The organism is Anoxybacillus eryuanensis, from assembly GCF_051200995.1.
In the GTDB taxonomy this organism is placed as follows: domain Bacteria; phylum Bacillota; class Bacilli; order Bacillales; family Anoxybacillaceae; genus Anoxybacillus; species Anoxybacillus tengchongensis.
Genome location: NZ_JBPODS010000002.1, coordinates 56,575 through 78,859, shown reverse-complemented (window position 1 = coordinate 78,859; position 22,285 = coordinate 56,575). Strand labels below are relative to the sequence as shown.

The following is a 22,285-nucleotide window of genomic DNA, read 5'->3' as shown; positions in this document are numbered from 1 at the left end:
CATGAAAAAATGGCTGAACGTATTGGAGCAAAATAAACGACTTCAGGCAATTGTGATCGCTGTATATATTGCCGTAACATTTATTAGCTTATATTTAGCGCAAAAATCGGTTGTTGCTTTTTTACTTTTGCTTTCCTCGCTTTTATTTTTACATTTCACAACGTTTTCGAATCGCGTGAAATGGGTGATAGGCATCGTCGTATTAAGCGTACTACTGCCATTAGCCGCTAGTCAAGGAGAAGCATATCAATCGTATATGGAAGTGGCGACGTTAGTTGGAATTTATATCGCCATGGCGCTCGGTTTAAACATTGTCGTTGGCCTTGCCGGCCTATTAGATTTAGGATTTGTTGCCTTCTTTGCGATTGGCGCTTATACGTATGGTATTTTTGCCACAACGCAAGCAAATAACTTTATGCCATTTGGGCAATATCCGTTATCGGGAGAAAGCTTTTGGGTATTTTTAATTATCGGTTGCATTGTCGCTGCGATATTTGGAATATTACTAGGCATTCCAGTGTTGCGTGTAAAAGGTGATTATTTAGCCATTGTGACACTTGGATTTGGGGAAATCATTCGCATTATTTTTAATAACTTAGATAAACCGGTCAACATTACAAACGGGGCGATGGGACTTGCTTCTGTCCAACCGCCAAAGTTGTTTGGACTAGAGTTCATGTACCCAAGTCAATTTTATTATGTCGTATTAGTTATTTTACTGTTTACCATTTTTGTCGTTCGACGTTTAGAGTATTCAAAAATTGGACGAGCGTGGAAAGCAGTGCGCGAAAATGAGATTGCTGCACAAGCGATGGGCATTCCACTCGTCCGTACGAAGTTGATGGCGTTTGCTGTGGGCGCTTCATTTTCAGGAATGATGGGCGTCGTCTTTGCCGCAAAACAGACGTTTGTTGATCCGACAAGCTTTACGTTGCTTGAATCCATTACAATTCTCGTCATGGTCATTTTAGGAGGAATGGGTAGCGTCCCAGGTGTTATACTCGGTGCGGCGCTTGTAACGATTTTAAATCTTCAAGTGCTTACAGAGCTAACAAACTGGTTGAACCAACTCAGTTTGAGCGGAGTGGTCAGTATTCCAGATGCGCTATCTCCTGCGAAAATGCAACGATTTATTTTCGGAGTCATTTTAATTTTATTCGCTTTGTACCGGCCACAAGGGTTATTGCCAGCAAAAAACCCTCGTTTTGACGAAAAAGAGTTAAAAAGCGGTGCAACGAATATGGTAGATGGAAAGGAGGGGGCGAAAGATGTCTATTTTAACGGTTAAACAATTAACGAAACAATTTGGTGGACTTACGGCAAACAGCAATATTAATATGGACGTACAAAAAGGATCAATTACAGCAGTCATTGGACCGAACGGTGCAGGAAAGACGACGTTGTTTAACATGGTGACAGGTGTATATCAGCCGACGAGTGGCGATATTTTACTAAACGGTGAGTCAATCGTTGGTTTAAAACCGCATCAAGTCGCACAAAAAGGCATTTCGCGCACGTTCCAAAACATTCGTTTGTTCGGAGCGATGACAGTTTTAGAAAACGTCATGGTTGGCATGCATACACATTTGCGGAGCGGGTTATTTCATACGATGTTTTCCACGCCGTTTATGCGCAAAGAGGAAAAAGAAGCGAAGCAAGAAGCGTATCGCCTTTTGCAATACGTTGGGTTAGAGTCGCTTTATAACGAAGAGGCGAAAAATTTGCCGTATGGGGCACAACGAAAACTTGAAATTGCCCGCGCATTAGCGACAAAGCCAAAAGTGTTATTGCTAGATGAGCCAGCTGCGGGAATGAACCCGAAAGAGACAGCAGAATTAACGAAGCTCATTTACCATATGCGCGAACAATTACAACTAACGATCATTTTAATTGAACATGATATGAAGCTTGTTATGGAAATTTCCGAACATATTATTGTGTTAGACCACGGAGAAAAAATTGCTGAAGGTACCCCAGATGACATTCGAAACAACGAAAAAGTGATTGAAGCTTATTTAGGCAAAGGAGCGACAACAGCATCATAGGGAGGGATAGCGAGTGAGTTTGCTGCGGCTAGAGCGTGTTCATACGTTTTATGGCGGAGTTCATGCGTTAAAAGGAATTGATTTAGAAGTGTGCGAAGGGGAAATTGTTACGTTAATCGGCAGTAACGGTGCTGGAAAATCAACGACGTTAAAAACGATTAGCGGGCAGGTGAAGGCGAAAAGCGGGAGCATTTTGTACGAAGGAAGAGACATCACAAATACGCCCCCACATATTACGTCATTATCAGGCATCGCTCATGTTCCGGAAGGACGGCGAATTTTTCCGAGACTGACGGTAAAAGAAAATTTAGAAATGGGAGCTTTTTCGGTAAAAGATAAAAAAGAAATAGCTGAACGAATGGAACGGGTGTTTCATTATTTCCCGCGACTAAAAGAGCGTTTACAACAAAAAGGGGGAACGATGAGCGGCGGAGAACAACAAATGCTAGCGATCGGTCGTGCTTTAATGATGAAGCCTCGACTTCTTATGCTAGATGAACCGTCAATGGGTTTAGCCCCAATTATCGTCGAACAAATCTTTCATATTATTCGCGAGTTAAACGATGAAGGAATGACGATTTTGCTCGTTGAACAAAACGCATTCCAAGCGCTTCAAATTGCCCATCGTGGCTACGTCATTCAAACAGGGGAAATTACAATGTCAGGAACAGGAAAAGAGTTGCTCGGAAACGAACAAGTGAGAGAAGCGTATTTAGGATGAACAAAAAGGCGCATGGCGACAAAAGCTAGCGCCTTTTTGTATAATGATTTTGGAGGGATTTTTGTGCAATTTCATACAGTTATTTTACGATACTTAGAGATGGAATTAAAATCATCGTTTACGACAAGTTTTGGGACGATGAAAACGCGTCCAGTTTTATTAGTTGAAGTCATAGATCAAGATGGTGTGCGCGGCTGGGGAGAAGGCGTCGCGTTTTCTGCTCCGTGGTATACAGAAGAAACGATCGAGACGACGTGGCATATGCTTGAAGCATTTTTAATTCCGCTTCTTTTTCAAGCACCTGTTTATCATCCGGATGAATTGCGTGACCGATTTTCGCTCATTCGCCGCAATTATATGGCGAAAGCAGCGCTTGAAGGGGCCGTTTGGGATGCATTTGCGAAACGGCATCATATGCCGTTGCACGTTGCGTTAGGCGGTGAAAAACAAGAAGTGGACGTGGGTGTCAGCATCGGCATTCAGCCGATAACAAATACATTAAAACGGATTGAACAGGCGCTTGCGGAAGGATACAAACGTATAAAAATAAAAATTAAGCCCGGATGGGATGTTGATGTTGTTCGAGAGATTCGTCACCATTTTCCACATGTTCCGCTAATGGTGGATGCAAACTCCGCTTACTCGTTATGCGATATCGACCGTCTGAGAGCGCTTGATGACTATGAGTTGCTTATGATTGAACAGCCGCTTGCTGTAGATGACATCGTTGATCATGCGAAGCTACAAGCGAAATTGCAAACGCCGATTTGTTTAGATGAAAGCATTTGTTCATATGAAGATGCAAAAAGGGCGATTGAGTTAAAAAGTTGCCGCGTGATCAATGTAAAAATTGGTCGAGTAGGTGGATTAACAGAAGCAAAACGCATTCATGATTTATGCCAGCAACATCGTATTCCTGTATGGTGTGGCGGCATGTTAGAAGGCGGGGTCGGACGAGCACATAGCATCGCTTTAGCGACGCTTCCGCACTTTTCTCTCCCAAGCGACACAGCGGCATCCGCAAATTATTGGGAACGTGATTTTATCGAACCAGAAGTGACTGTCCATCTTGGGCGAATTTTCGTTCAAAAACAACCTGGAATCGGCTATGCAGTCAATTTGGCCGAAGTAGAACGGCGTATCGTTCGCTCAAAAATATATAAGCGCTCGAAAGGATGATCATATGTTTGACCCGACGATTTTTGATAATTTAAAAACGGTGGTAGAAGGAGCGATATATGATTTAGATATAAGCGATGAGCTTATTACAGTCGTGGATCGTTCTGACGTTGTCGACTTAGCGAAATTTACGCGCGCATATGCGCTTTCTTTTCAATTGCGGCATGCGCATGAAGTGACGTGCACCATTTCGCTTGCGATGACGCTTCAACATATTGCGAACGAACTGTTATATGAAGATGTCACGCATGCAGGCTGTACGGTAACCGTTTCGTTTTCTTTTTTAGCGACAAACGTCGATGGAGCTGACGTAGAACAAACGTTAAAACACATTTGGGGAGAGCGCCGCATCATTTTACAAACGTTGACGTATACATATGGACAAAATGAACAATATACGCATGAAGTGACGATTGATTTCGGACGCACGATTAACGAAAGCCATGTCGACGACTTATTACATATGATTCCGTACATCATCCGCTCGCTTGAACAATTACAACAATATGCCGCATAAAAATCATTGAAGGAATCAAACATTCGAAGTATGATAGAAATGAAAATGATTATAGTTATCATACTTGGAGTGTGGCGACATGAAAAAAATGCATTTTTGCAAGAAAAATAAATTTGCAACAAAAACGTTATATGCGTTTTTCAAACAAACGTTCAAACATGTAAAAATAAAACGAAAAGATTGCGTTGGCAAATGTAAAACATGCAAACATTGCCCGTTCGTTTTACTCGATGGCGAAGTTGTCAAAGCGACGACGACGGATGAATTGTATGACCGCATTGCTTATGAAATAACAAAACAATGGTGGGCGTTTCGAAAAAAATAGGAAGGAATTTTTTTATTTTTGTTTAATTCCATGTGTGAAAGGGGGGAGAACGATGTGGTCAGAAGTGAAAAACGTTTTATCTCGCATGATGTCCTCGCTCGCTTTTCACACATGGATCGAAGGAACGACAGCGACGATGGAAGACGATAAAGTCGTTATTCATTGCACGAACCCATTACAAAAAAATTGGCTTCAAACGTTATATACGTCTCACATCGAACAAGCGATTGAAAAAGTTTGCGGCAAACGACTGCCTATCCAGTTTGAAGCCCCTTATGAGCTGTCTGATGAACAATTTATGCGCATGTGGAACTACATGATCGCTCTCGAAAAACAAACGTGGAGCCTCGAAGCGCGTGTAACGAAAGTGGAGAGGCGAATGGAAGAAATAGAAAAAGAAATGGCGCAACTACGTGAACGTACTGACTTCCTTGAACGATTACTCGCAACCGATGAACAACACGTGCCGAAAACGTATATTCATTAAAAAAGGTGTTCCGCTAGCTGGAACACCTTCACTCATTAACATTTTTTATAATGTACTGTCATACATAATTTTCCACAGCAAATAGAACCACCAGATCCCCCTAAACAACGAATCGATACTTTTTTCAAACTATTAAATGTTTTGGAAAACGATTGTCCTTCTGTTAACGTAGCCATTAATGTATCGTTCACGCGTACTTCGACACCATCACAACTATTTTCCACTAGTACCGTTACTGTTCCAAATGGTTTAATGACATCCCCATCTGCTTCCCAAATTGTACGATCTGTACTGTCACAACGAAACTCCCAATTTTGACAAACTTCATCCGTCACGATTGGACGGTCTGGACAACATCCGCCACAGCTCATTGTATCCGCTCCTTCTCGATTTTTATTAGAAGAATGCTCTTCCACTATATACAATGCAAAAAACGAAAACGTGTATAGGATTTTGTCTTTTGTTTTGCACCTATTTTTATTACATTTTTTTCACTGTACGCCTATGCACGAATGTGCATCGACACATAGTATGATATATCGAATGAAAAGGAGGGAGTGGCAGGTGGAGAAGCATTGTGTTCATGTAGAGAAAGTGTTTGATTGGGTTACGCGTTCGGTAAAATTAACGAAAAGAGAGGCGGTGACCGAACCGATTGTCGAGCACAATATTTGTGTTAACGTTTGTGCGCCATGCGGGGAAAAAACGATCGTATGGTCAGCGGAAGAACATGTGCATGCGTTTGGAACGGTGACGGTTGTATATGAACAAGGTTGCGGACAACAAATGGACGTCTTGATTAACGGAGAAATCGCATGTTCATTACAAGAAGGGGAATCCCGTTCATTGACGATGGCGCATTTACGCGACGTGCATGTTGAATGTAAAGGAAATGGCATGTGCATCGGACGCGTATGCATTCAACTTCATCAACAACTCGATCGTCTTGGCGATTGTGAACATATTCGCTGCATATTGACTGATGCGTGCGGACAGCCGATTGAACCAGAACAAATTGCTTGTCATACGCTTGATGAACGACAGACCGTGCATGTCACGTTGCCAAACGGAAAACGGGTTGAATTACAAAAAGTATATGTTCTCGTCGAAACTTTTGTCGTATTACAATGTACACAGAAAGATGGAACGGTATGGAAGACAAAGCCGATTTCATTAGCAACGGTCGAAGACGTGTTATTATGTGCTCCATCGGGGACGAACGTCGTCTGTGAAACGGTTGTAGCTGACTGTAAAGCGGCGCTTCTTTCGACAACGTGCCCGCAAATATTCATTTCTGTTCATCTTTGTCAACATATCCAATCGCTCGGACGGGTAAAAATTGAAATGGAAGGAACGACATGTACGCCGCGCGTTGAGCAACAAGTAGACATATGCCCACAACATGTTCAAATACGAAGTTGTCCATTACGATAAAGAGAGCGACGCGTGAAGCGAAGCTCTCTTATCGCGTAAAGCCAAATATGCCCGAAATAAAACAGCTGTTTACGACCCATGTGTCGTTTGTGGTTGTCAGACGCACAGTTCCTTTTCCGACGTCATCGACTGTAACATTTTGCACATTGTTAAATTGCCCGGTAGCTAATGTGTCGACATCTACCGTCTGTCCTTGAATACTTTGCAAAAAGCTTGTAATGGAACGTTCGCAACAATCGCACGTTTCGTCAATGGCGGGAAGATGAATATTTTTTAGCGCATCTCCTCTCACCCCAACGACATTACAAATCGGAAAAGCGGCAGAACGTCTATTTTGTCCGCTTCCAGGAATCGTACCCGTGACGATTAAGTCATTTACGATCGTACCGACTATAAAATTATTATTTCCTTGTCCTAGTCCTGTTTGGTCGAGTGTGGCAATATCGACTTCTTTTCCGTTTAGCTGTGCTAATACATCTTTCATTCCTTCGACACAGCATGGGCATTCATCGCGTTGTGGCGGCATTGGTTTATGACGCGTTGGTGCACAACAACATTTTTTCATTTCGTTTCCTCCTCTCTACTTTATCGTATGAATGAGAGAGAGGAACGGTGTGGACGGGCGGTTACAAAAACGGATTGCGCCATTCCATAAGCAAGGCGTAGTTGCACGATTGGGCATCCTCTAAATAATTAGCAACGACTTTCACTGGCGTGCGCCCACAACGAAGTAAAAATGTAATGACAGGGTCTTTCAGTTTTCCTTTGATTACCTCATGTGCATATTGTTCAGCGGTCATTTCACTCGCGTATAGATGATACCCCGGCATCCGACTGCCACCTAATAGTCGTTCAAGCTTTTGCTGGACGACAACTTCGTACATCGATTGCATCAACCATTTTCCTAAGCCGAGTTTTCGATATGATGGGCGGACACCGATGTCGACGACGTATAACGTATTGCCGTTTCGGTTATGGTTGCGAATATATCCGTTATCCGTTATTTCTTCCCACGTATGATCGGCATCGCTTGGATGAAAGTTCACGATCAAACCGGTCATCGATCCGACGACTTCCCCGTCCACTTCGACACATAACGCCCCCTCTGGAAAAAGTGTGATATGATTCATAAGCTGTTCTTTATTCCACCATAGTTCAGATGGAAAAGGAGGTGGAAAACTTTCTTGCTGAATGCGAATTAACGCATCGATGTCTTTTTCTTCGTAGTTACGAATGATCGCAGGAATTGGACGGTCGCCATGAAAGACGTAAAGTTGCTTTTTATACATCGTTCTCCCCCTTATGTCCAATCTGTATATAAATCCGTGCGCCGATCGCGCCATGTTGTTACCGATCCGCGTTCGCGAACGTCGTAAAGAAGCTGTAAATCAAGATCAGCCGTAATGATCATATCGTTATTGATTTCTCCTTCCGCTAAAATGCCACGCGGTGGAAATGGAATATCGTTCGGTGCAATGATCGCTGCTTGACCGAAGTTTGCCCGCATAAAATCGACGGTTGGCAACGAGCCGACTGTTCCTGTCGTGACGACGTACACTTGGTTTTCAATGGCACGGGCGTGGCATGTATAGCGTACGCGATGAAACCCGTGGCGGTCATCGGTGCATGATGGGCAAAAAATGACGTCTGCTCCTTTTGCGCGCGCCATGCGCACGATTTCAGGAAACTCGATATCATAACATGTTAAAATGGCAATCGTCCCTTTCGCTGTTGGAAAGACGTGCAATGTATCACCGCCATGCATATTCCATTCGTTCACTTCCGTCGGCGTAATATGCAATTTCGCCTGTTCGGCAATCGTTCCGTCAGGGTAAAACAAATGAGCGACATTATATAGCCGATCCCCTTTTTTTATGACATGCGTTCCGCCAATAATATGCATATTCGTCTGTTTCGCAAGCGTGGTAAATAGCGAGCGATATGCTTCTGTAAACGTCGGAAGCTCGTCGATCGTTAACGCTTCTTTCGTGTCATCGCCAATGGACATGAGCTGTGTCGTCATAAACTCAGGGAATAGGACAAATTCAGCCCCAAATTCTTGCGCTGTTTTTACATAATGTTCAACTTGTTTTGCGAACTGTTCAAACGATTGAATCGTATGTAAATGATATTGCACCGCACTGACGCGCATTTTCAATGAAAACACCTTCTTTTTTGTATTTTTTCACTATTATAGCGAACATTGTTTCATTTGTCTGAATGGAAGCATTGTTTGTGTAGAAAAAATAATCGATATGTTACAATAGCGCTAAAGGAGGAATGTGAGATGAACATTTACGATTTTCACGTACGCACCATTCAAGGAGAAGAACAATCGTTAGCGCAGTATAAAGGAAACGTATTACTCATCGTCAATACAGCAAGTAAATGCGGATTGACGCCGCAATACGAACAATTGCAACAGCTATATGACAAATATAAAGATCGTGGTTTTGTTGTGCTCGGTTTTCCGTGCAATCAGTTTGGAAATCAAGAGCCGGGATCGGAAGAAGAAATTTCACAATTTTGCCAATTGAATTATCGTGTAACGTTTCCGATGTTTGCGAAAGTGGACGTAAACGGTCCAAACGCCCATCCGCTGTTCGTTTACTTAACTGAGCAAGCTCCAGGTGTGTTAGGAACGAAAGCGGTGAAATGGAATTTTACAAAGTTTTTAGTTGATCGAAACGGGCAAGTGGTCGCGCGGTTTGCGCCAACAACAAAGCCGTTAGAACTAGAACAACATATTGAACAATGGCTTAGTGAAACCGTCTCTGAATGAAAAGAGGCGGTTTTTTGTTGGGCGTAATGGATATGTCTATACGAAATTTCTTTTAGTGCATATGTTGAGATAGTAGGGATTTATGTCAAATAGGAGGGGTTATATGTTCATTGAGCCATGGATTGTAGATGAAACGATGCACGAATTTTTCGTACCGGACTATATTGAACAAATGGCAGAAGACGTTTTGCGCCATTACGATTTGTCTGTTCAAAGTAGGCAAGTCGTGACGACGAAGCCAGATAAAGGGGGAGCGATTTGGAAATTAGAAACGAACAAAGGTCCGAAAAGTTTAAAATTGCTCCATCGCCGGCCAACGCGCAGCTTATTTAGCCTTGGGGCACAACGATATTTAGTCGATGTGCAAAAAGCCAACGTCCCGCCGATCGTACAAACGAAAGACGGAATGGATTATGTGGAGGCGGGCGGAAAACTATGGTTTGTAGCGGAGTGGATTGAACCGTTATTTCCAGTAACGAAAGATTTAGAAGGAGCAAAGCAGCTTTGTTATGCGCTTGGCGAATTTCATCGTTTAAGCAAAGGATACGTTCCGCCTAAAGGGGCAGAAATCGCTTCGCGGTTATATAAATGGCCGAAAACGTATGAAAAAACGATTAGTAAAATGGACTGGTTTCGCCAATTAGCTAACGTATATAAAGAAATGCCAGCAAGCGCCATGTTATTGCAAGTTGTCGACCACTTTCAAGCTCAGGCGCGCGAAAGTTTTGCAAGACTGCAACAATCTCCGTACAATCAATTAGTTGAGCTTGGACATAGCGAGTGGGGATTAGTGCATCAAGATTATGGATGGTCGAATGGACAAATGGGTGCGAACGGTATGTGGATTATTGATTTAGACGGTGTCGCATTTGATTTGCCGATTCGCGATTTACGAAAACTCATTTCTGGCACAATGGCCGATTTATATCGCTGGGACGTTCATTGGGTACGTGAAATGATTCGAGCGTATCATGAAGCAAATCCGATCGACGCTTCATTATATGAAGTATTCATGATCGATTTGTCGCTTCCAAATGAATTTTACAAAAACTTAAAAGAAGTAGTATATGATCCAGAGCTGTTTTTAAACGAACAAACGATGCAACTTATTGAAACGATTGTTGCAACAGATGCGACAAAATGGCCAGTGCTCGCTGAAATTGAAAACGATTGGAAGGAGAACGGAAATCGATGAACATTTTAATGATTTGTACAGAAAAATTACCTGTTCCACCTGTGCTTGGAGGTGCGATTCAAACGTATATTGCTGGGATTCTCCCTCATCTTTGCCGCGCTCATCGCATTACTGTGCTAGGAGTACAACATGAAACATTACCAAACGAAGAAACAATTGACGGCATTCATTATGTGCGTGTCCCTGGAGGAATATTTGATACGTATTGCGACCATGTCGTTCAATACGTGCAAGCGCATCCGTTTGATCTTATCCACATTTTCAATAGGCCACGCCTTGTTTTACCCATTCGCCAAGTCGCTCCTCATGCAAAAATTACGCTTAGCATGCATAACGACATGTTTCAACTAGCGAAAATAAACCGTGAAGAAGCAGAACAAGTGGTGCGGCAAGTATCAGCGATTGTGACGATCAGCAACTACATCGGTCAAGTCATTCGCGAGCTATATCCAGAAGCAGAAGGAAAACTGCGGACGATTTACTCCGGTGTTGACTCCGAGCGGTTTTTGCCAGGGAGCCATCCTCATATGGCGTCGATTCGCAAACAGCTGCGCCAAGCGCACGGAATAGATCAAAAAACAGTTATTTTATTTGCCGGTCGGTTGTCGCCGAATAAAGGGGTTGACAAACTCATTCAAGCGCTGCCGGAACTTGCGAAACGATTTAACGATTTAGCGCTCGTCATTGTCGGAAGCAAATGGTTTAGCGAAGAAGGGACAACCGATTATATCGCTTACATTCGTTCGCTAGCGAAAAGATTGCCTGTCCCTGTTGTAGCGACAGGATTCGTACCGCCAAATGAAATTCAAAACTGGTTTGCTGCCTCTGATTTATTCGTTTGTACATCGCAATGGCAAGAGCCGCTTGCTCGTGTCCATTATGAAGCGATGGCGGCAGGGCTTCCGATTGTAACTACTGCTCGTGGCGGCAATCCTGAAGTTATCGTTCCGAATGAAAATGGTGTCGTTGTCGAAAGACCAGAAGATCCGCAAGATTTTGTGGAAAAAATGACACAAATCTTATCAAATCGCACACTAATGAAAAAAATGGGGGACAACGGACGAAAATTAGCTACGTCGCTTTATCGTTGGGAACGCGTGGCTTCCGATTTGCTACATGTATGGCAACATGTTGAACAAATGGATCTTTCGATAGTACCGGCAACTGTTTCTACTGAAGAAACGATTGATGAGGTTATTACAGAACCATCTATTGAACCGATTTCGCACATTAAGCCATCCACTCTAGAAAAGGCGATACCGAATAAAAAGAGAAAAAAATCACTTATATGGGCGATTACGACATAAAACTCCCACTTACGTTTGTGGGAGTTTTGGCCTTGTTTGCATATATAAATAAAAGTCGTCATTTTGTTTTTCTGTTATCACATCGCGTAAAATTTGGGCGAGTACAGTGCTATATACGGTTCCGTTGTCCCCGTAAGCATAGACGAAATAACAATTCGGGAAGGAATCATATACACCAATCATCGGAAGGCCATCGTGTGTCCCACCGTAAAAAGCAGCTAAATAAAATTCAGGAACGACGTGAATATCAGGAAATAGCCGATGAAATTCTTCGATCAGTCGTTCTTTTTTATGCATGAGCTTCGCGTCACGGTCGTCTGCATAAGCGGTATTTTCATCTAGCCCACCGATAATAATGCGATTATCAGCCGTTGTGCGCATATATACATACGGGCGCGCCGTTTCCCAAATAAGCGTTCGCTTATACCAACTTGAAAAATCCTCAACACGATTTGTAATGACGGCATACGAGCTAACGAGCAACGCCTTTTTTTCTTGCTTCACTTCTAACGTTTCGTAACCTGCGGCGAAAATGACTTTTCGTGCTCGAATGGTATATCCGTTCTTCGTATAACATGTTGCCATATGTTGTTCAAGTTTTTTTCCATTCATTTCCGTCTCTTCAAACACGCGCACGCCGCGTTTTTTCGCATATTCCAACAGCCCGATCGTTAATTTGTACGGATTGAGTTCCCCATCACCTGTTGTATATAAAGCCGCATGTTTTTTAAACGGATAGTGTTGGCGTATTTGTTGTTCATTTAGCCAAACAACAGGATAGCCCTGCTTTTTTAATGCTTCATATTCTTTTTCAAGTTTTGCTACATCTTCGGCAACGCTTGCATAATACAAACTATCTCTCCGCTTAAATTCTACATCAATATGTAATTGATTTGCCGTTCGTTCAAGTTCATTGACTGCTTGTTGACAAAGTGTCAAATGTCGGGCGGCATACGCTTCTCCAAAACTGTTGACAAGTTCAAAAAACATTTTATCCCCGAGACATTGAATAAGCGCCGTGTTTGTCATTGTACTCCCGTATCCCGCTTTTCGTTTGTCGATGACGACAACGTCTAAATCGGTTTCACTTAAATAATAAGCACATAACGCCCCTGATCCGCCCGCACCGACAATTAATACGTCACATTGAATATCCTCGTCTAGTGGTGGATACGAAGGAGCGTCGGGAAACGTCGTTGGCCAATATAGCTTTCCTGTTTGCAAATCCATGGCGACAACCACCTTCCTTGTTTGTTTTGGTCTTTTTTAGATTGACCTGCATATGTAAAAGTATGCGACAAGAAAAACAACCTTTATATATTGACATAGCAAAACGCTTTCTTATTTTTGGAATATTTGATAAAATGAAACGACAACAGGAGTGCAAGAAGGTAGGGATGGTGTGTGAAAGTATTTCTCGACTTAATGTGGTTTTTTAAGCAAGAAAGAAAAGCGTATATGATTGGAATTATATTGCTTGCAATTGTTTCATTGCTTGAGCTTGTTCCTCCAAAAGTGATTGGGCATGTTGTAGATGCTGTGAAAGCAGGGGAATTGACGAAAGAAAAGCTTATCCTGTGGTTAAGTTTGCTTGCAGGTGTTGCGCTTTGTATGTATGTTTGTCGTTACGTTTGGCGGACGATGATTTTTGGATCAGCGGCAAAGCTTGCTCGCTTGTTGCGCGATCGGCTGTACAGTCACTTTACAACGATGTCTCCGTCATTTTATCAAAATCGCCGTATCGGCGATTTAATGGCACATGCGACAAATGATTTGCAAGCGATTCAACAAACTGCTGGCGTTGGCGTTTTGACGCTTGTTGATTCATTATGTATCGGAGGCTTTGTCATTGCGACGATGGCATTTACAATTAGTTGGAAACTAACGCTTATTTGTTTATTGCCGATGCCGCTTATGGCGTATTTAACGAGCTACTACGGCTCGTTGCTTCATCAACGGTTTCATCTGGCGCAAGAGGCGTTTTCTGCATTAAACGATAAAGTACAAGAAAGCATTGCTGGTATTAAAGTGATAAAAACGTTTGGACAAGAAAAAGAAGAAATTGAATCGTTTCGAATGCAATCAGATGATGTCGTCCGAAAAAATATGGCGGTTGCTCGCGTTGATTCATTGTTTGATCCAACGATTTCACTCATTGTCGGCGTGTCGTTTTTTTTAGCGATTGTTTTTGGGGCGCGTTTTGTCGTTCAAGGAGAGTTAACGATCGGGCAGCTCGTTTCATTTACGATGTATTTAGGACTTCTCATTTGGCCAATGTTGGCGTTCGGTTGGTTATTTAACATTGTAGAACGCGGTCGTGCTTCATATGACCGTGTGTTATCGTTGCTGCGTGAACAACCGGATATACAAGAAAATGACGGATTGCTTGATGAAGTACCGACAGGGGATATCACGTATGATCTTCGTTCCTTTACATATCCAAATGAAACGAAGCCAACGTTGCAAAACATTCAGTTTACGTTAAAAAAAGGAGAAACGTTAGGTATTGTTGGAAAGACAGGAGCTGGAAAGACGACGCTTTTGAAAGTGTTACTGCGCGAGTTTGTTGGCATGGATGGTGATGTTTATTTTGGTGGACGTTCGATTACGCAATATCGAATCGAACGGTTGCGCGAATCGATCGGTTATGTGCCGCAAGATCATTTTCTTTTTTCTGCCTCTATTCGCGATAATATCGCCTTTGCACGACCAGAGGCAAGTCAAGAAGAGGTGGAGCATGTCGCTAAACTCGCTCACGTGCATGAGGATATTTTACAGTTTCCTGACCAATACGAAACGGTTGTTGGTGAAAGAGGTGTGTCGTTATCAGGAGGGCAAAAACAACGGCTGTCGATTGCGCGCGCATTGTTGCTTGATCCTGAAGTGCTCATTTTAGACGATTCATTATCGGCTGTCGATGCACACACAGAAGAGCGCATTTTACAGGCGTTAAAAGAAAATCGCGCCGGGAAGACGACGATGATTGCCACACATCGACTAAGCGCCGTCCAACATGCGCACCTTATTTTAGTGATGGAAAATGGAAAAATTGTTCAACGTGGTACGCATGACGAGCTCGTTGCACAAGACGGATGGTATCGCGATATGTATGCTCGTCAACAGCTCGAACAACTCGTTGAACGTGGAGGGATACAATGAATCAACAGCAAGTGTTTATGCGGCTAATGAGCTATGCTATACCGCACCGAAAATCGTTATTGTTTGCTTTTTTTCTTTTGGCGTTAACGACCGCAGGAGAAGTACTTGGTCCGATTATTGTAAAAATTTTCATTGATGATTATTTAACGCATATGACGTTTCCGTTTCAAGCGATGATCGCACTAGCAACTGCTTACGCTACGATACACATCGGAAAAGTCGTTCTTTCTTATTTTCAATTGCTAAAGTTTCAAGAAATCGCATTAAAAATTATTCAACAACTGCGCATGGATGTATTTGCAAAAGTACAATCGTTGGGGATGCGTTATTTTGATCGCACACCGGCTGGAAGCATTGTCTCACGAGTGACAAATGATACGGAAGCCATTAAAGAAATGTTTGTTGAAGTGCTTGTCACGTTTATTCAAAGTGCTTTTTTCCTAGTTGGTGTGTTTGTCGCGATGTTTTTGCTTGATGTGCGATTAGCGGCTTTTTGTTTAGTCATTTTACCGATTATTTATTTTATTATTCGTACGTATCGAAAGTATAGTTCAGTATTTTATAGCGATTTGCGTGAGCGATTAAGTCAACTGAATGCGAAGTTAAATGAATCGCTTCAAGGGATGGCAATTATTCAAGCGTTTCGTCAACAAAAGCGGATGAGGGAGCAATTTGGTGCGATTAATGAAAAACATTATATGGCGGCGATGAAAAACATTAAATTAGATAGTTTGTTGCTTCGTCCCGCGACAGATGTCGTTTATGTGTTTTCGCTTATTGTCGTTTTAAGTTATTTTGGTTTTTCTTCTTTTCAAAGCCCGGTTGAAATTGGTGTGTTATACGCCTTCGTCAACTATTTAGAGCGATTTTTTGAACCGATTAATCAAATGATGATGCGCTTATCGATGTTTCAACAAGCGCTTGTTGCTTCATCGCGCGTGTTTCAATTGCTAGATGAACGGGAAGAAGAACCGAAACAAGACGAACGGCCGCTCGTTATTGAAAAGGGCACGGTTGAATTTCGTAACGTATCGTTTAGCTACGATGGAAAACGCGATGTGCTAAAAAACATTTCGTTTATTGCTCGACCAGGCGAGACAGTTGCGCTCGTCGGGCATACAGGGAGCGGGAAAAGCTCGATTGTTCAACTGCTTATGCGCTTTTACGAATTTGAACGGGGGGATATTTTCATTGACGGACAGTCTATTAAAGCGTATCCGAAAGAGGAGTTGCGAAAACATGTTGGCCTTGTGCTTCAAGACCCGTTTTTGTTTTACGGAACGGTGCGCGATAACATCCGGCTTCATAACAAAAATTTGACGAATGAACATATTGAGCAAGCTGCGAAATTCGTTCAAGCCCATTCGTTTATTGAAAAGTTGCCAAAAGGATATGATCATCCTGTGACAGAGAGAGGCACGACGTTTTCAAGCGGACAACGTCAGCTCATTGCGTTTGCCCGAACGATTGCGATGAATCCGAAAATATTAGTGCTTGATGAAGCGACAGCAAATATTGATACAGAAACAGAAGAAGCGATTCAACAAGCGCTTGAAAAAATGCGAAAAGGACGAACGACGATTGCGATTGCCCATCGCTTATCAACGATTCAAGATGCGGATCAAATTCTCGTCTTGCATCAAGGGGAAATTGTCGAGCGCGGCAATCATCAACAGCTGCTTGCAAAACGAGGGTTGTACTATCGTATGTACGTATTGCAAAATGGATTAACGGAAGATGCTTATGTATAAGTGAACATATTTGTTGAAACCGCCACGTTTTATGTGGCGGTTTCGTGTTCGCAATGCACGATTTCACCTAATTTCAGCACGCGCAATTGTTCGTTCGGAAGGTTGCGGCGCTCCCATTCAGCGTAAAGGCGGTCTAACGCCTCTTTCGGTGTATCGTCAGCTAGCGGAAATGTGCCATAATGCATCGGAATAAATGTTTTTGCTTGGCAATCGATAAATGCTTGTACTGCTTCTTCTGGTGTCACATGTTGAGGGCCCATAAACCACTCTGGCTCGTATGCACCAATCGGCAATAAAGCATAATCGATTCGAAAACGTTCTCCAATATCTCGAAATCCACGGAAATATCCGCTATCTCCTGCAAAATAAAACGTCGGTTTGTCTTTCGTTTCAATTACCCACCCACCCCAATGGGATGTATTTGTATCAAATAACGTCCGTTTAGACCAATGTTGTGCCGGAACGAACGTAAATGAAACATTTTGTTCGACAACGGTTTCCCACCAAGAGCATTCGATGACGCGCTTCATCCCTCTTTTCAGAAAAGATGAACGTAATCCGCTTGGAACGAGGATGAGAGGATTTCCTTTTAGTTGCTTTATACTTGAAAAGTGCAAATGGTCGTAGTGGCTATGGGAAATGAGTACAATATCGACAGGAGGTACGTCGTCAATCGAAAGAGCTGGATCCGTTAGTCTGCGCACCGTTCCTAACCGTTTTGCCCAAACAGGATCTGTAACAATCGTCAACCCGTTTATTTGAATAATGAATGTAGCGTGCCCTACCCATGTAAGTAACGTTTGCTCTTTATTTGTATGTAACAACGAACGATGAATATGTTCACGAGGCAAAGTATATGACCAATCTTTCTTTTTTTGTCTTCTTTCCGCATACCAACGCCGTAAATCAGCAAATGTTTTGGTTGTTGAGACCCCATCTAAGTTTTCATATCGCTTTCTCATTTTTTCTCCTCCTAAAGTCGTGCTTCTTTATATAGAATCTTTTTCCTATAAAACAAAACTTCATTATTCTTTACTCGTATGAGTGCAAAAGTGGTTATGCTTGATTTTTATTGCATCTATTTTCGAATTTTTTGTAAAATAAAGAACGATTGAGGGGGAACCGACGTCTATTTTACCAAAAACAAATGAATTAATGAAAAAATAGAATTGATCATAACATGTGCTCGGTTCTATCTATTTTTTATTATAAACATATGATCATAGGCGTATGAATCAAAAGAGCCGAGACACGCTGGACAATACATGAATACATTATAGTAAAAAAATGATTGGAGAGAAGAGTGGTGGAAGATGTTATCCTTCAACACGCGGAGCAGTTGAAGCGGTGGGAAGAAACACAAAAAAATATTTTTCAAGACTTAGTTGAAAATCAACAAAAAATTCAGCAACAAAACGCTTTATATTATAACGAAAATGAAGAGGTGCGCATTGTTGAACGATATTATGAGCATATAGATGATCAGATGGAAGGAAAGCTGTTATTTCAAGCGTATCACGATTTAGTGAAACGAACGCATATACGTCGCATCCCGTATTTTTTAAGCAAAGATTACTATTTATACACATGGGTTGATTTGCAGCCAGACGGAACAGTAAAAAGTATTTATTCGGGAAAAAAGAAAGATCCGCGTACGGTGATTTTACAAGACTATGAAACCATCCAAAAGCGATATGAACAATTTGTTCAACTTGTAAAAAAGGCAAAAAAAGGCGAGCTCGATTTTGAGCAAAAAATGAAAATGGTTGACCAACAATTGAAATTTAATGCAGAACATGTTGTGCCACAATCGTGGTTTGGGGCAAAGGAACCGATGAAAGGGGATTTGCATCATTTATTTGTTTGTGAACCGCGATGCAATTCTATTCGCTCGAATTTTCCGTACGCGGATTTTCCGTTTTATGAACCAGAGTCTCCTGATGAAATCATTCAAAACGATTGTGGCGTGGCATACGGGGAGCATTTTGAACCTGAACACGGAAAAGGAGCGGTGGCGCGAGCCATGTTATACTTTCTTGTTCGTTATCCACGAGCGATTAAACAGCCTTTTATTGATCAAGTCTATATTCCACTACTTGTTCAATGGCATAAACAATTTCCTGTTACAACATATGAGAAACATCGAAATGCGGCAATTTTTCGAATTCAAGGAAATCGCAATCCATTTATCGATAAACCAAATATTGTTGATCAACTTTATTTTTTGATTGGGCGTAAAAGTAGATAGGCGTTCGCACACATCATCCTCTTTTTCATATGCTGTATTACAGTTTATGAAAAGGGGAAGAGAACGATGGGTGTAGAGCTAACAGCGTTACATTGGATTTACGTCTCGTTTATTTGTATCATTATCGCGTTGATGGTTTGGCGCAAAGATACATCTTTAGCTTGTATGGTGGGCATCTTTTTGTTAGCGATTACAGCAACAGGATCGTTACCGCTTTCTATTAGCGTCATTTTTAAAAGTTTTATTTATGCCATAACTGAACTTCTTCCAACCATTCTTGTCATCTCGATTATCGTATCGATGAGTAAGCTTCTTACAATTACAGGAATGAATGAAGTGATGATCGCGCCGTTTACGAAATTGATTCGGACCCCTTCATTAGCTTATTGGACGATAGGAATATTAATGATGTTGATTTCTTGGTTTTTTTGGCCGTCGCCTGCGGTGGCATTGCTTGGAGCAGTATTATTACCGGTTGCTGTTCGTGTCGGATTGCCTGCATTGGGGGTGGCTAAAGCCATCAAAAGAAACTTTTTTAACGTAAATGTACTTCCTTAATTATGACAGATGGAGTTTTACCGCGTCCTCGGAAATAATCACTCGGAACATCGACCACGATGGTTTCGAATAACTCATTGATAAAACTTTTCTTTTCATAGTCATTAGCAGTCTCCCATAACGCTGGGATATTTTGCACTATGCTAAGAACGGATTCTAAATCTAACGTAACTGCTTTTTTGCTTAGTTGTTCAAGTTGTTCTTTTATCAGTGTTTCACTTTTTGAGTCCTCAGTCGTCATTTCTTTATACTCTTCTTGTGTAATCGTGCCGTTTCCTAACGCTAATAACCAGTTTCTTTTTCTCGTTTTGATTGCTGCTAATTCCTTTTCAAGTTCGGCAATTAACACTGTATGATCTTCGTTTTCCGTTTGGATTTCTATATTTCGTATTAGATTTAAAAACTTGTTCGGATCGCTTGGAGATAGACTTTCTAGAAATACTTGTGTTAATGCACGCTCTGTAAACATCGGAAGGTCGCATGTACCTTTATTCTTTTTGGCAATACAGATATAATGTTTTGACCCTCTCTCTTTTTTATAATAGCCAGACAGCGCTGAACCACAACGAGCACATCTCAATACCCCACTGAAAGGATAAGGTGACGTTGCTTTTTTTCCTTCCTGAGTTCTTTGCTTACGGAGTATTTGAGCTTTTTCAAAGGTCTCAATATCAACGATTGGTGGATGAGTAATGTCATCGGAAATAATTTCATTCATTTTTGAATTTTTCCCCCAGCGAAGTTTTCCGCAATAAACCGGATTTTCGAGCATTCGTGATACTGTACGAATATCCTTGTCTACACCGAATTGCTGCAAGTATAGAACAATCTGACGAATGCCTTTTCCAGCAATGTACATACGAAACATTTCACGTACTAAACGAGCTTCTTCTTCGTTTATAACCAACTTCCCATCCTCAATGTTGTATCCAAAAGGAGCCTTACCACCATTACGCTCTCCTAATGTTGCCTTTTTTGTCATGTTGATGATTACGCGTTCAGAAATCGTTTCTCGTTCCCATTGAGCAATTGCAGCAACGAGCGTAATCAAGAAGCGACCCATCGCTGTTGTTGTATCAAAAGGCTCTGTCACGGAGCGAATTCCGATGTTGTGTTTATCGAAAAGTTTTAATAATTTGTCTAAGTCACCGACAGACCGCACAAGCCGATCTAGCTTATAAAATACAACGACATCGAATTTTTTTTCTTTCGTATCTTCGATGAGGCGTTGCATCGCTGGTCGTTTTAAATCTTTTGCACTGTATCCGTCATCGATGTAAAAATCGTAAATTTCCCATCTTTGCGACTTAACAAAATTAATGACGGAGTCTTTTTGAGATTCGATGCTGTATCCTTCTTTTGCTTGCTCGTCTGTACTGACTCGAGCATAAATAGCGACTTTCATTTGGTTTCTCCTTTCTATAAAAATGATATAAAAATAGTTAATTAATACCTATGGCGTTGCTCTTTTAAATTTTTAACTCCCTCTTCAAATGAACCACCTCTTTAGGTATTCCATACGTTGTCGCAACTTCATAAATGGTCATATCGGTATTTCGATATGTATAAATACAATCATCCGGGAGAAGCAGTTCCACTGCAAACTCATTCGCTTCTCTTTCCACTTTATCCATGCAGAAAAGTGTGTTTTTTCGCAAAAATGACGTGCTAAGTTCAGGATGCAACACCGCATGCCCCAGCTCATGCGCGCAAACGAAGCGTTGTGTAGTTTCCTCTAACTCTGAATTAATGTGGATGATTTTTATTCTTTTAAAACTATGATGATAGCCGTATATCCCACCCAATGGTTCAAACAACAGCACAATACCTTTCTGTGATGCAATCTCAAAGGGGTTGTTCGTGCCGTGCTTTTTGACTAATTTCTCTACTATCTTTTTTATTTGATTAGCCATCCAGCGCTCCCCCTGAAAAACTTAATCTTTTCTATGTTTCTTTGGAGTGAATTTCTCTTTAGCAATTCGTTTCGCAAGTCGAAGGGAATTTTCAAGCGAAGCAATTAACAGTTCCCGATCTTCTTCGTCGAGTTCATCGATGTCCATTCCGCCAAACGCAGCGAAGCCGTTTCCTGTTTTGAGTCCTTTAATGATGTTCTCCAATTCCTTCTGGATGTCGCGTTCGTCTTTCTCGGTGAGTTCGGGGAGATTGTCTTTTGGAACTGAATCACTTTTTAAACCAAGAATTTCATCAAGGGATATACCAAAAAAATCAGCAATATACCTTATAGAATCCATTCTTGGCTCTTCTTTATCATTCTCCCATTTAGAAATCATCCCTTTATTAAAATTTGTTCCATATCGGAGATTCAAAGCTCTGGCTAATCCTTCTTGAGTTAATTTTTTAGAAGTTCTCAGCCACTTTAATTTTTTACCAAATGAGTAACTCATTTTTATTATCACCTCTTTTTTAAAGGTTTAGATACATCTAAACTAAATATACCATATCGGTTTCGAAACAGCTATATTTTTTTAAAAAAAATATACAAAAGTTATTGACTTCGAAACATAAGGGTGATATATTAAACTCAAGTTAAGTTTCGATAACGAAACAAGAGAGGGG

23 protein-coding genes and 1 pseudogene are annotated in these 22,285 nt (G+C 41.6%); 15 read left to right on the top strand and 9 right to left on the bottom strand.

Annotation, left to right across the window (positions count from 1 at the left end):
• Position 1: 1 nt before the first annotated feature.
• The 7 genes from HNQ84_RS02925 to HNQ84_RS02895 all read left to right on the top strand — a co-directional run bounded on the left by HNQ84_RS02925 (position 2) and on the right by HNQ84_RS02895 (position 5,274).
• Positions 2-1,288, top strand: coding sequence for a branched-chain amino acid ABC transporter permease (locus tag HNQ84_RS02925; RefSeq protein WP_435621103.1), 1,287 nt, complete (start codon positions 2-4; stop codon positions 1,286-1,288).
• Positions 1,269-2,045 carry an ABC transporter ATP-binding protein gene (locus HNQ84_RS02920; protein ID WP_435621102.1) on the top strand — a complete coding sequence of 259 codons (777 nt, stop codon included), beginning with the start codon at positions 1,269-1,271 and terminating at the stop codon, positions 2,043-2,045. The genes HNQ84_RS02925 and HNQ84_RS02920 overlap by 20 nt, the downstream gene beginning before the upstream one ends.
• Positions 2,046-2,058: 13 nt before the next feature.
• Complete coding sequence (locus HNQ84_RS02915; protein ID WP_055441241.1) at positions 2,059-2,766, top strand: ABC transporter ATP-binding protein; 708 nt, start codon at positions 2,059-2,061, stop codon at positions 2,764-2,766.
• 12 nt (positions 2,767-2,778) lie between these two features.
• Positions 2,779-3,945, top strand: a complete 1,167-nt coding sequence (menC, locus tag HNQ84_RS02910; protein WP_435621101.1) for an o-succinylbenzoate synthase — start codon at positions 2,779-2,781, stop codon at positions 3,943-3,945.
• A gap of 4 nt (positions 3,946-3,949) precedes the next feature.
• Positions 3,950-4,462, top strand: coding sequence for a hypothetical protein (locus tag HNQ84_RS02905; RefSeq protein WP_435621100.1), 513 nt, complete (start codon positions 3,950-3,952; stop codon positions 4,460-4,462).
• 79 nt (positions 4,463-4,541) lie between these two features.
• A complete protein-coding gene (locus tag HNQ84_RS02900) occupies positions 4,542-4,787 on the top strand; it encodes a YuzB family protein (RefSeq protein WP_055441243.1) in 246 nt (81 codons plus the stop codon).
• 52 nt (positions 4,788-4,839) lie between these two features.
• Entirely contained in the window at positions 4,840-5,274 is a 435-nt protein-coding gene (locus HNQ84_RS02895; protein ID WP_435621099.1) for a DnaA N-terminal domain-containing protein, read from the top strand.
• Between the two features lie 35 nt (positions 5,275-5,309).
• Here HNQ84_RS02895 and HNQ84_RS02890 read toward each other — a convergent pair whose 3' ends face one another.
• Positions 5,310-5,645, bottom strand: coding sequence for a DUF3992 domain-containing protein (locus tag HNQ84_RS02890; protein ID WP_435621098.1), 336 nt, complete (start codon positions 5,643-5,645; stop codon positions 5,310-5,312).
• Between the two features lie 193 nt (positions 5,646-5,838).
• On the opposite strand from HNQ84_RS02890, the gene HNQ84_RS02885 reads away from it, so the two are divergent.
• Complete coding sequence (locus tag HNQ84_RS02885) at positions 5,839-6,708, top strand: BMQ_0737 family morphogenetic spore coat protein (RefSeq protein ID WP_435621097.1); 870 nt, start codon at positions 5,839-5,841, stop codon at positions 6,706-6,708.
• 28 nt (positions 6,709-6,736) lie between these two features.
• Here HNQ84_RS02885 and HNQ84_RS02880 read toward each other — a convergent pair whose 3' ends face one another.
• The 3 genes from HNQ84_RS02880 to HNQ84_RS02870 all read right to left on the bottom strand — a co-directional run bounded on the left by HNQ84_RS02880 (position 6,737) and on the right by HNQ84_RS02870 (position 8,866).
• Positions 6,737-7,273, bottom strand: coding sequence for a hypothetical protein (locus tag HNQ84_RS02880; protein ID WP_435621096.1), 537 nt, complete (start codon positions 7,271-7,273; stop codon positions 6,737-6,739).
• A gap of 61 nt (positions 7,274-7,334) precedes the next feature.
• Positions 7,335-7,997 carry a GNAT family N-acetyltransferase gene (locus HNQ84_RS02875; RefSeq protein ID WP_435621095.1) on the bottom strand — a complete coding sequence of 221 codons (663 nt, stop codon included), beginning with the start codon at positions 7,995-7,997 and terminating at the stop codon, positions 7,335-7,337.
• 11 nt (positions 7,998-8,008) lie between these two features.
• Positions 8,009-8,866, bottom strand: a complete 858-nt coding sequence (locus tag HNQ84_RS02870; protein WP_435621094.1) for a carbon-nitrogen hydrolase family protein — start codon at positions 8,864-8,866, stop codon at positions 8,009-8,011.
• 129 nt (positions 8,867-8,995) lie between these two features.
• Between HNQ84_RS02870 and HNQ84_RS02865 the strand changes: the two genes are divergently transcribed.
• From HNQ84_RS02865 to HNQ84_RS02855, 3 genes are all read left to right on the top strand, one after another.
• Entirely contained in the window at positions 8,996-9,490 is a 495-nt protein-coding gene (locus HNQ84_RS02865) for a glutathione peroxidase (protein ID WP_435621093.1), read from the top strand.
• Between the two features lie 103 nt (positions 9,491-9,593).
• The gene (locus HNQ84_RS02860; RefSeq protein WP_435621092.1) at positions 9,594-10,685 is read left to right on the top strand and encodes a CotS family spore coat protein; all 1,092 of its coding nucleotides are present in this window, start codon (positions 9,594-9,596) and stop codon (positions 10,683-10,685) included.
• Positions 10,682-11,992 (top strand): glycosyltransferase family 4 protein, encoded by a 1,311-nt coding sequence (locus tag HNQ84_RS02855; protein ID WP_435621091.1) that lies wholly within the window; start codon positions 10,682-10,684, stop codon positions 11,990-11,992. The genes HNQ84_RS02860 and HNQ84_RS02855 overlap by 4 nt, the downstream gene beginning before the upstream one ends.
• Positions 11,993-12,001: 9 nt before the next feature.
• On the opposite strand, the gene HNQ84_RS02850 is transcribed toward HNQ84_RS02855, so the two are convergent.
• Entirely contained in the window at positions 12,002-13,222 is a 1,221-nt protein-coding gene (locus tag HNQ84_RS02850; RefSeq protein WP_435621090.1) for an NAD(P)/FAD-dependent oxidoreductase, read from the bottom strand.
• Between the two features lie 174 nt (positions 13,223-13,396).
• Between HNQ84_RS02850 and HNQ84_RS02845 the strand changes: the two genes are divergently transcribed.
• Both HNQ84_RS02845 and HNQ84_RS02840 read left to right on the top strand, forming a co-directional pair.
• Entirely contained in the window at positions 13,397-15,151 is a 1,755-nt protein-coding gene (locus HNQ84_RS02845) for an ABC transporter transmembrane domain-containing protein (RefSeq protein WP_435621089.1), read from the top strand.
• On the top strand, positions 15,148-16,902 hold the full coding sequence (locus HNQ84_RS02840) for an ABC transporter ATP-binding protein (RefSeq protein ID WP_435621088.1): 1,755 nt from the start codon (positions 15,148-15,150) through the stop codon (positions 16,900-16,902). Before HNQ84_RS02845 ends, HNQ84_RS02840 begins: the two co-directional genes overlap by 4 nt.
• 29 nt (positions 16,903-16,931) lie before the next feature.
• On the opposite strand, the gene HNQ84_RS02835 is transcribed toward HNQ84_RS02840, so the two are convergent.
• Positions 16,932-17,864 (bottom strand): MBL fold metallo-hydrolase, encoded by a 933-nt coding sequence (locus tag HNQ84_RS02835; protein ID WP_435621087.1) that lies wholly within the window; start codon positions 17,862-17,864, stop codon positions 16,932-16,934.
• Between the two features lie 344 nt (positions 17,865-18,208).
• Between HNQ84_RS02835 and HNQ84_RS02830 the strand changes: the two genes are divergently transcribed.
• Together HNQ84_RS02830 and HNQ84_RS02825 are read left to right on the top strand one after the other, a co-directional pair.
• Positions 18,209-19,150 (top strand): endonuclease I family protein, encoded by a 942-nt coding sequence (locus tag HNQ84_RS02830; RefSeq protein WP_435621086.1) that lies wholly within the window; start codon positions 18,209-18,211, stop codon positions 19,148-19,150.
• Between the two features lie 66 nt (positions 19,151-19,216).
• Positions 19,217-19,672, top strand: a pseudogene (locus HNQ84_RS02825) (hypothetical protein); the annotation flags it as partial.
• Positions 19,673-19,685: 13 nt separating this feature from the next.
• On the opposite strand, the gene HNQ84_RS02820 reads toward HNQ84_RS02825, so the two are convergent.
• The 3 genes from HNQ84_RS02820 to HNQ84_RS02810 form a co-directional block, all read right to left on the bottom strand.
• Positions 19,686-21,113 carry a recombinase family protein gene (locus HNQ84_RS02820; RefSeq protein WP_435621085.1) on the bottom strand — a complete coding sequence of 476 codons (1,428 nt, stop codon included), beginning with the start codon at positions 21,111-21,113 and terminating at the stop codon, positions 19,686-19,688.
• A gap of 64 nt (positions 21,114-21,177) precedes the next feature.
• Positions 21,178-21,621: an ImmA/IrrE family metallo-endopeptidase gene (locus tag HNQ84_RS02815; RefSeq protein ID WP_435621084.1), complete on the bottom strand. Its 444-nt coding sequence runs from the start codon at positions 21,619-21,621 to the stop codon at positions 21,178-21,180.
• A 21-nt stretch (positions 21,622-21,642) separates the two neighbouring features.
• Positions 21,643-22,113 (bottom strand): helix-turn-helix domain-containing protein, encoded by a 471-nt coding sequence (locus HNQ84_RS02810; protein WP_435621083.1) that lies wholly within the window; start codon positions 22,111-22,113, stop codon positions 21,643-21,645.
• Positions 22,114-22,285: the final 172 nt, after the last annotated feature.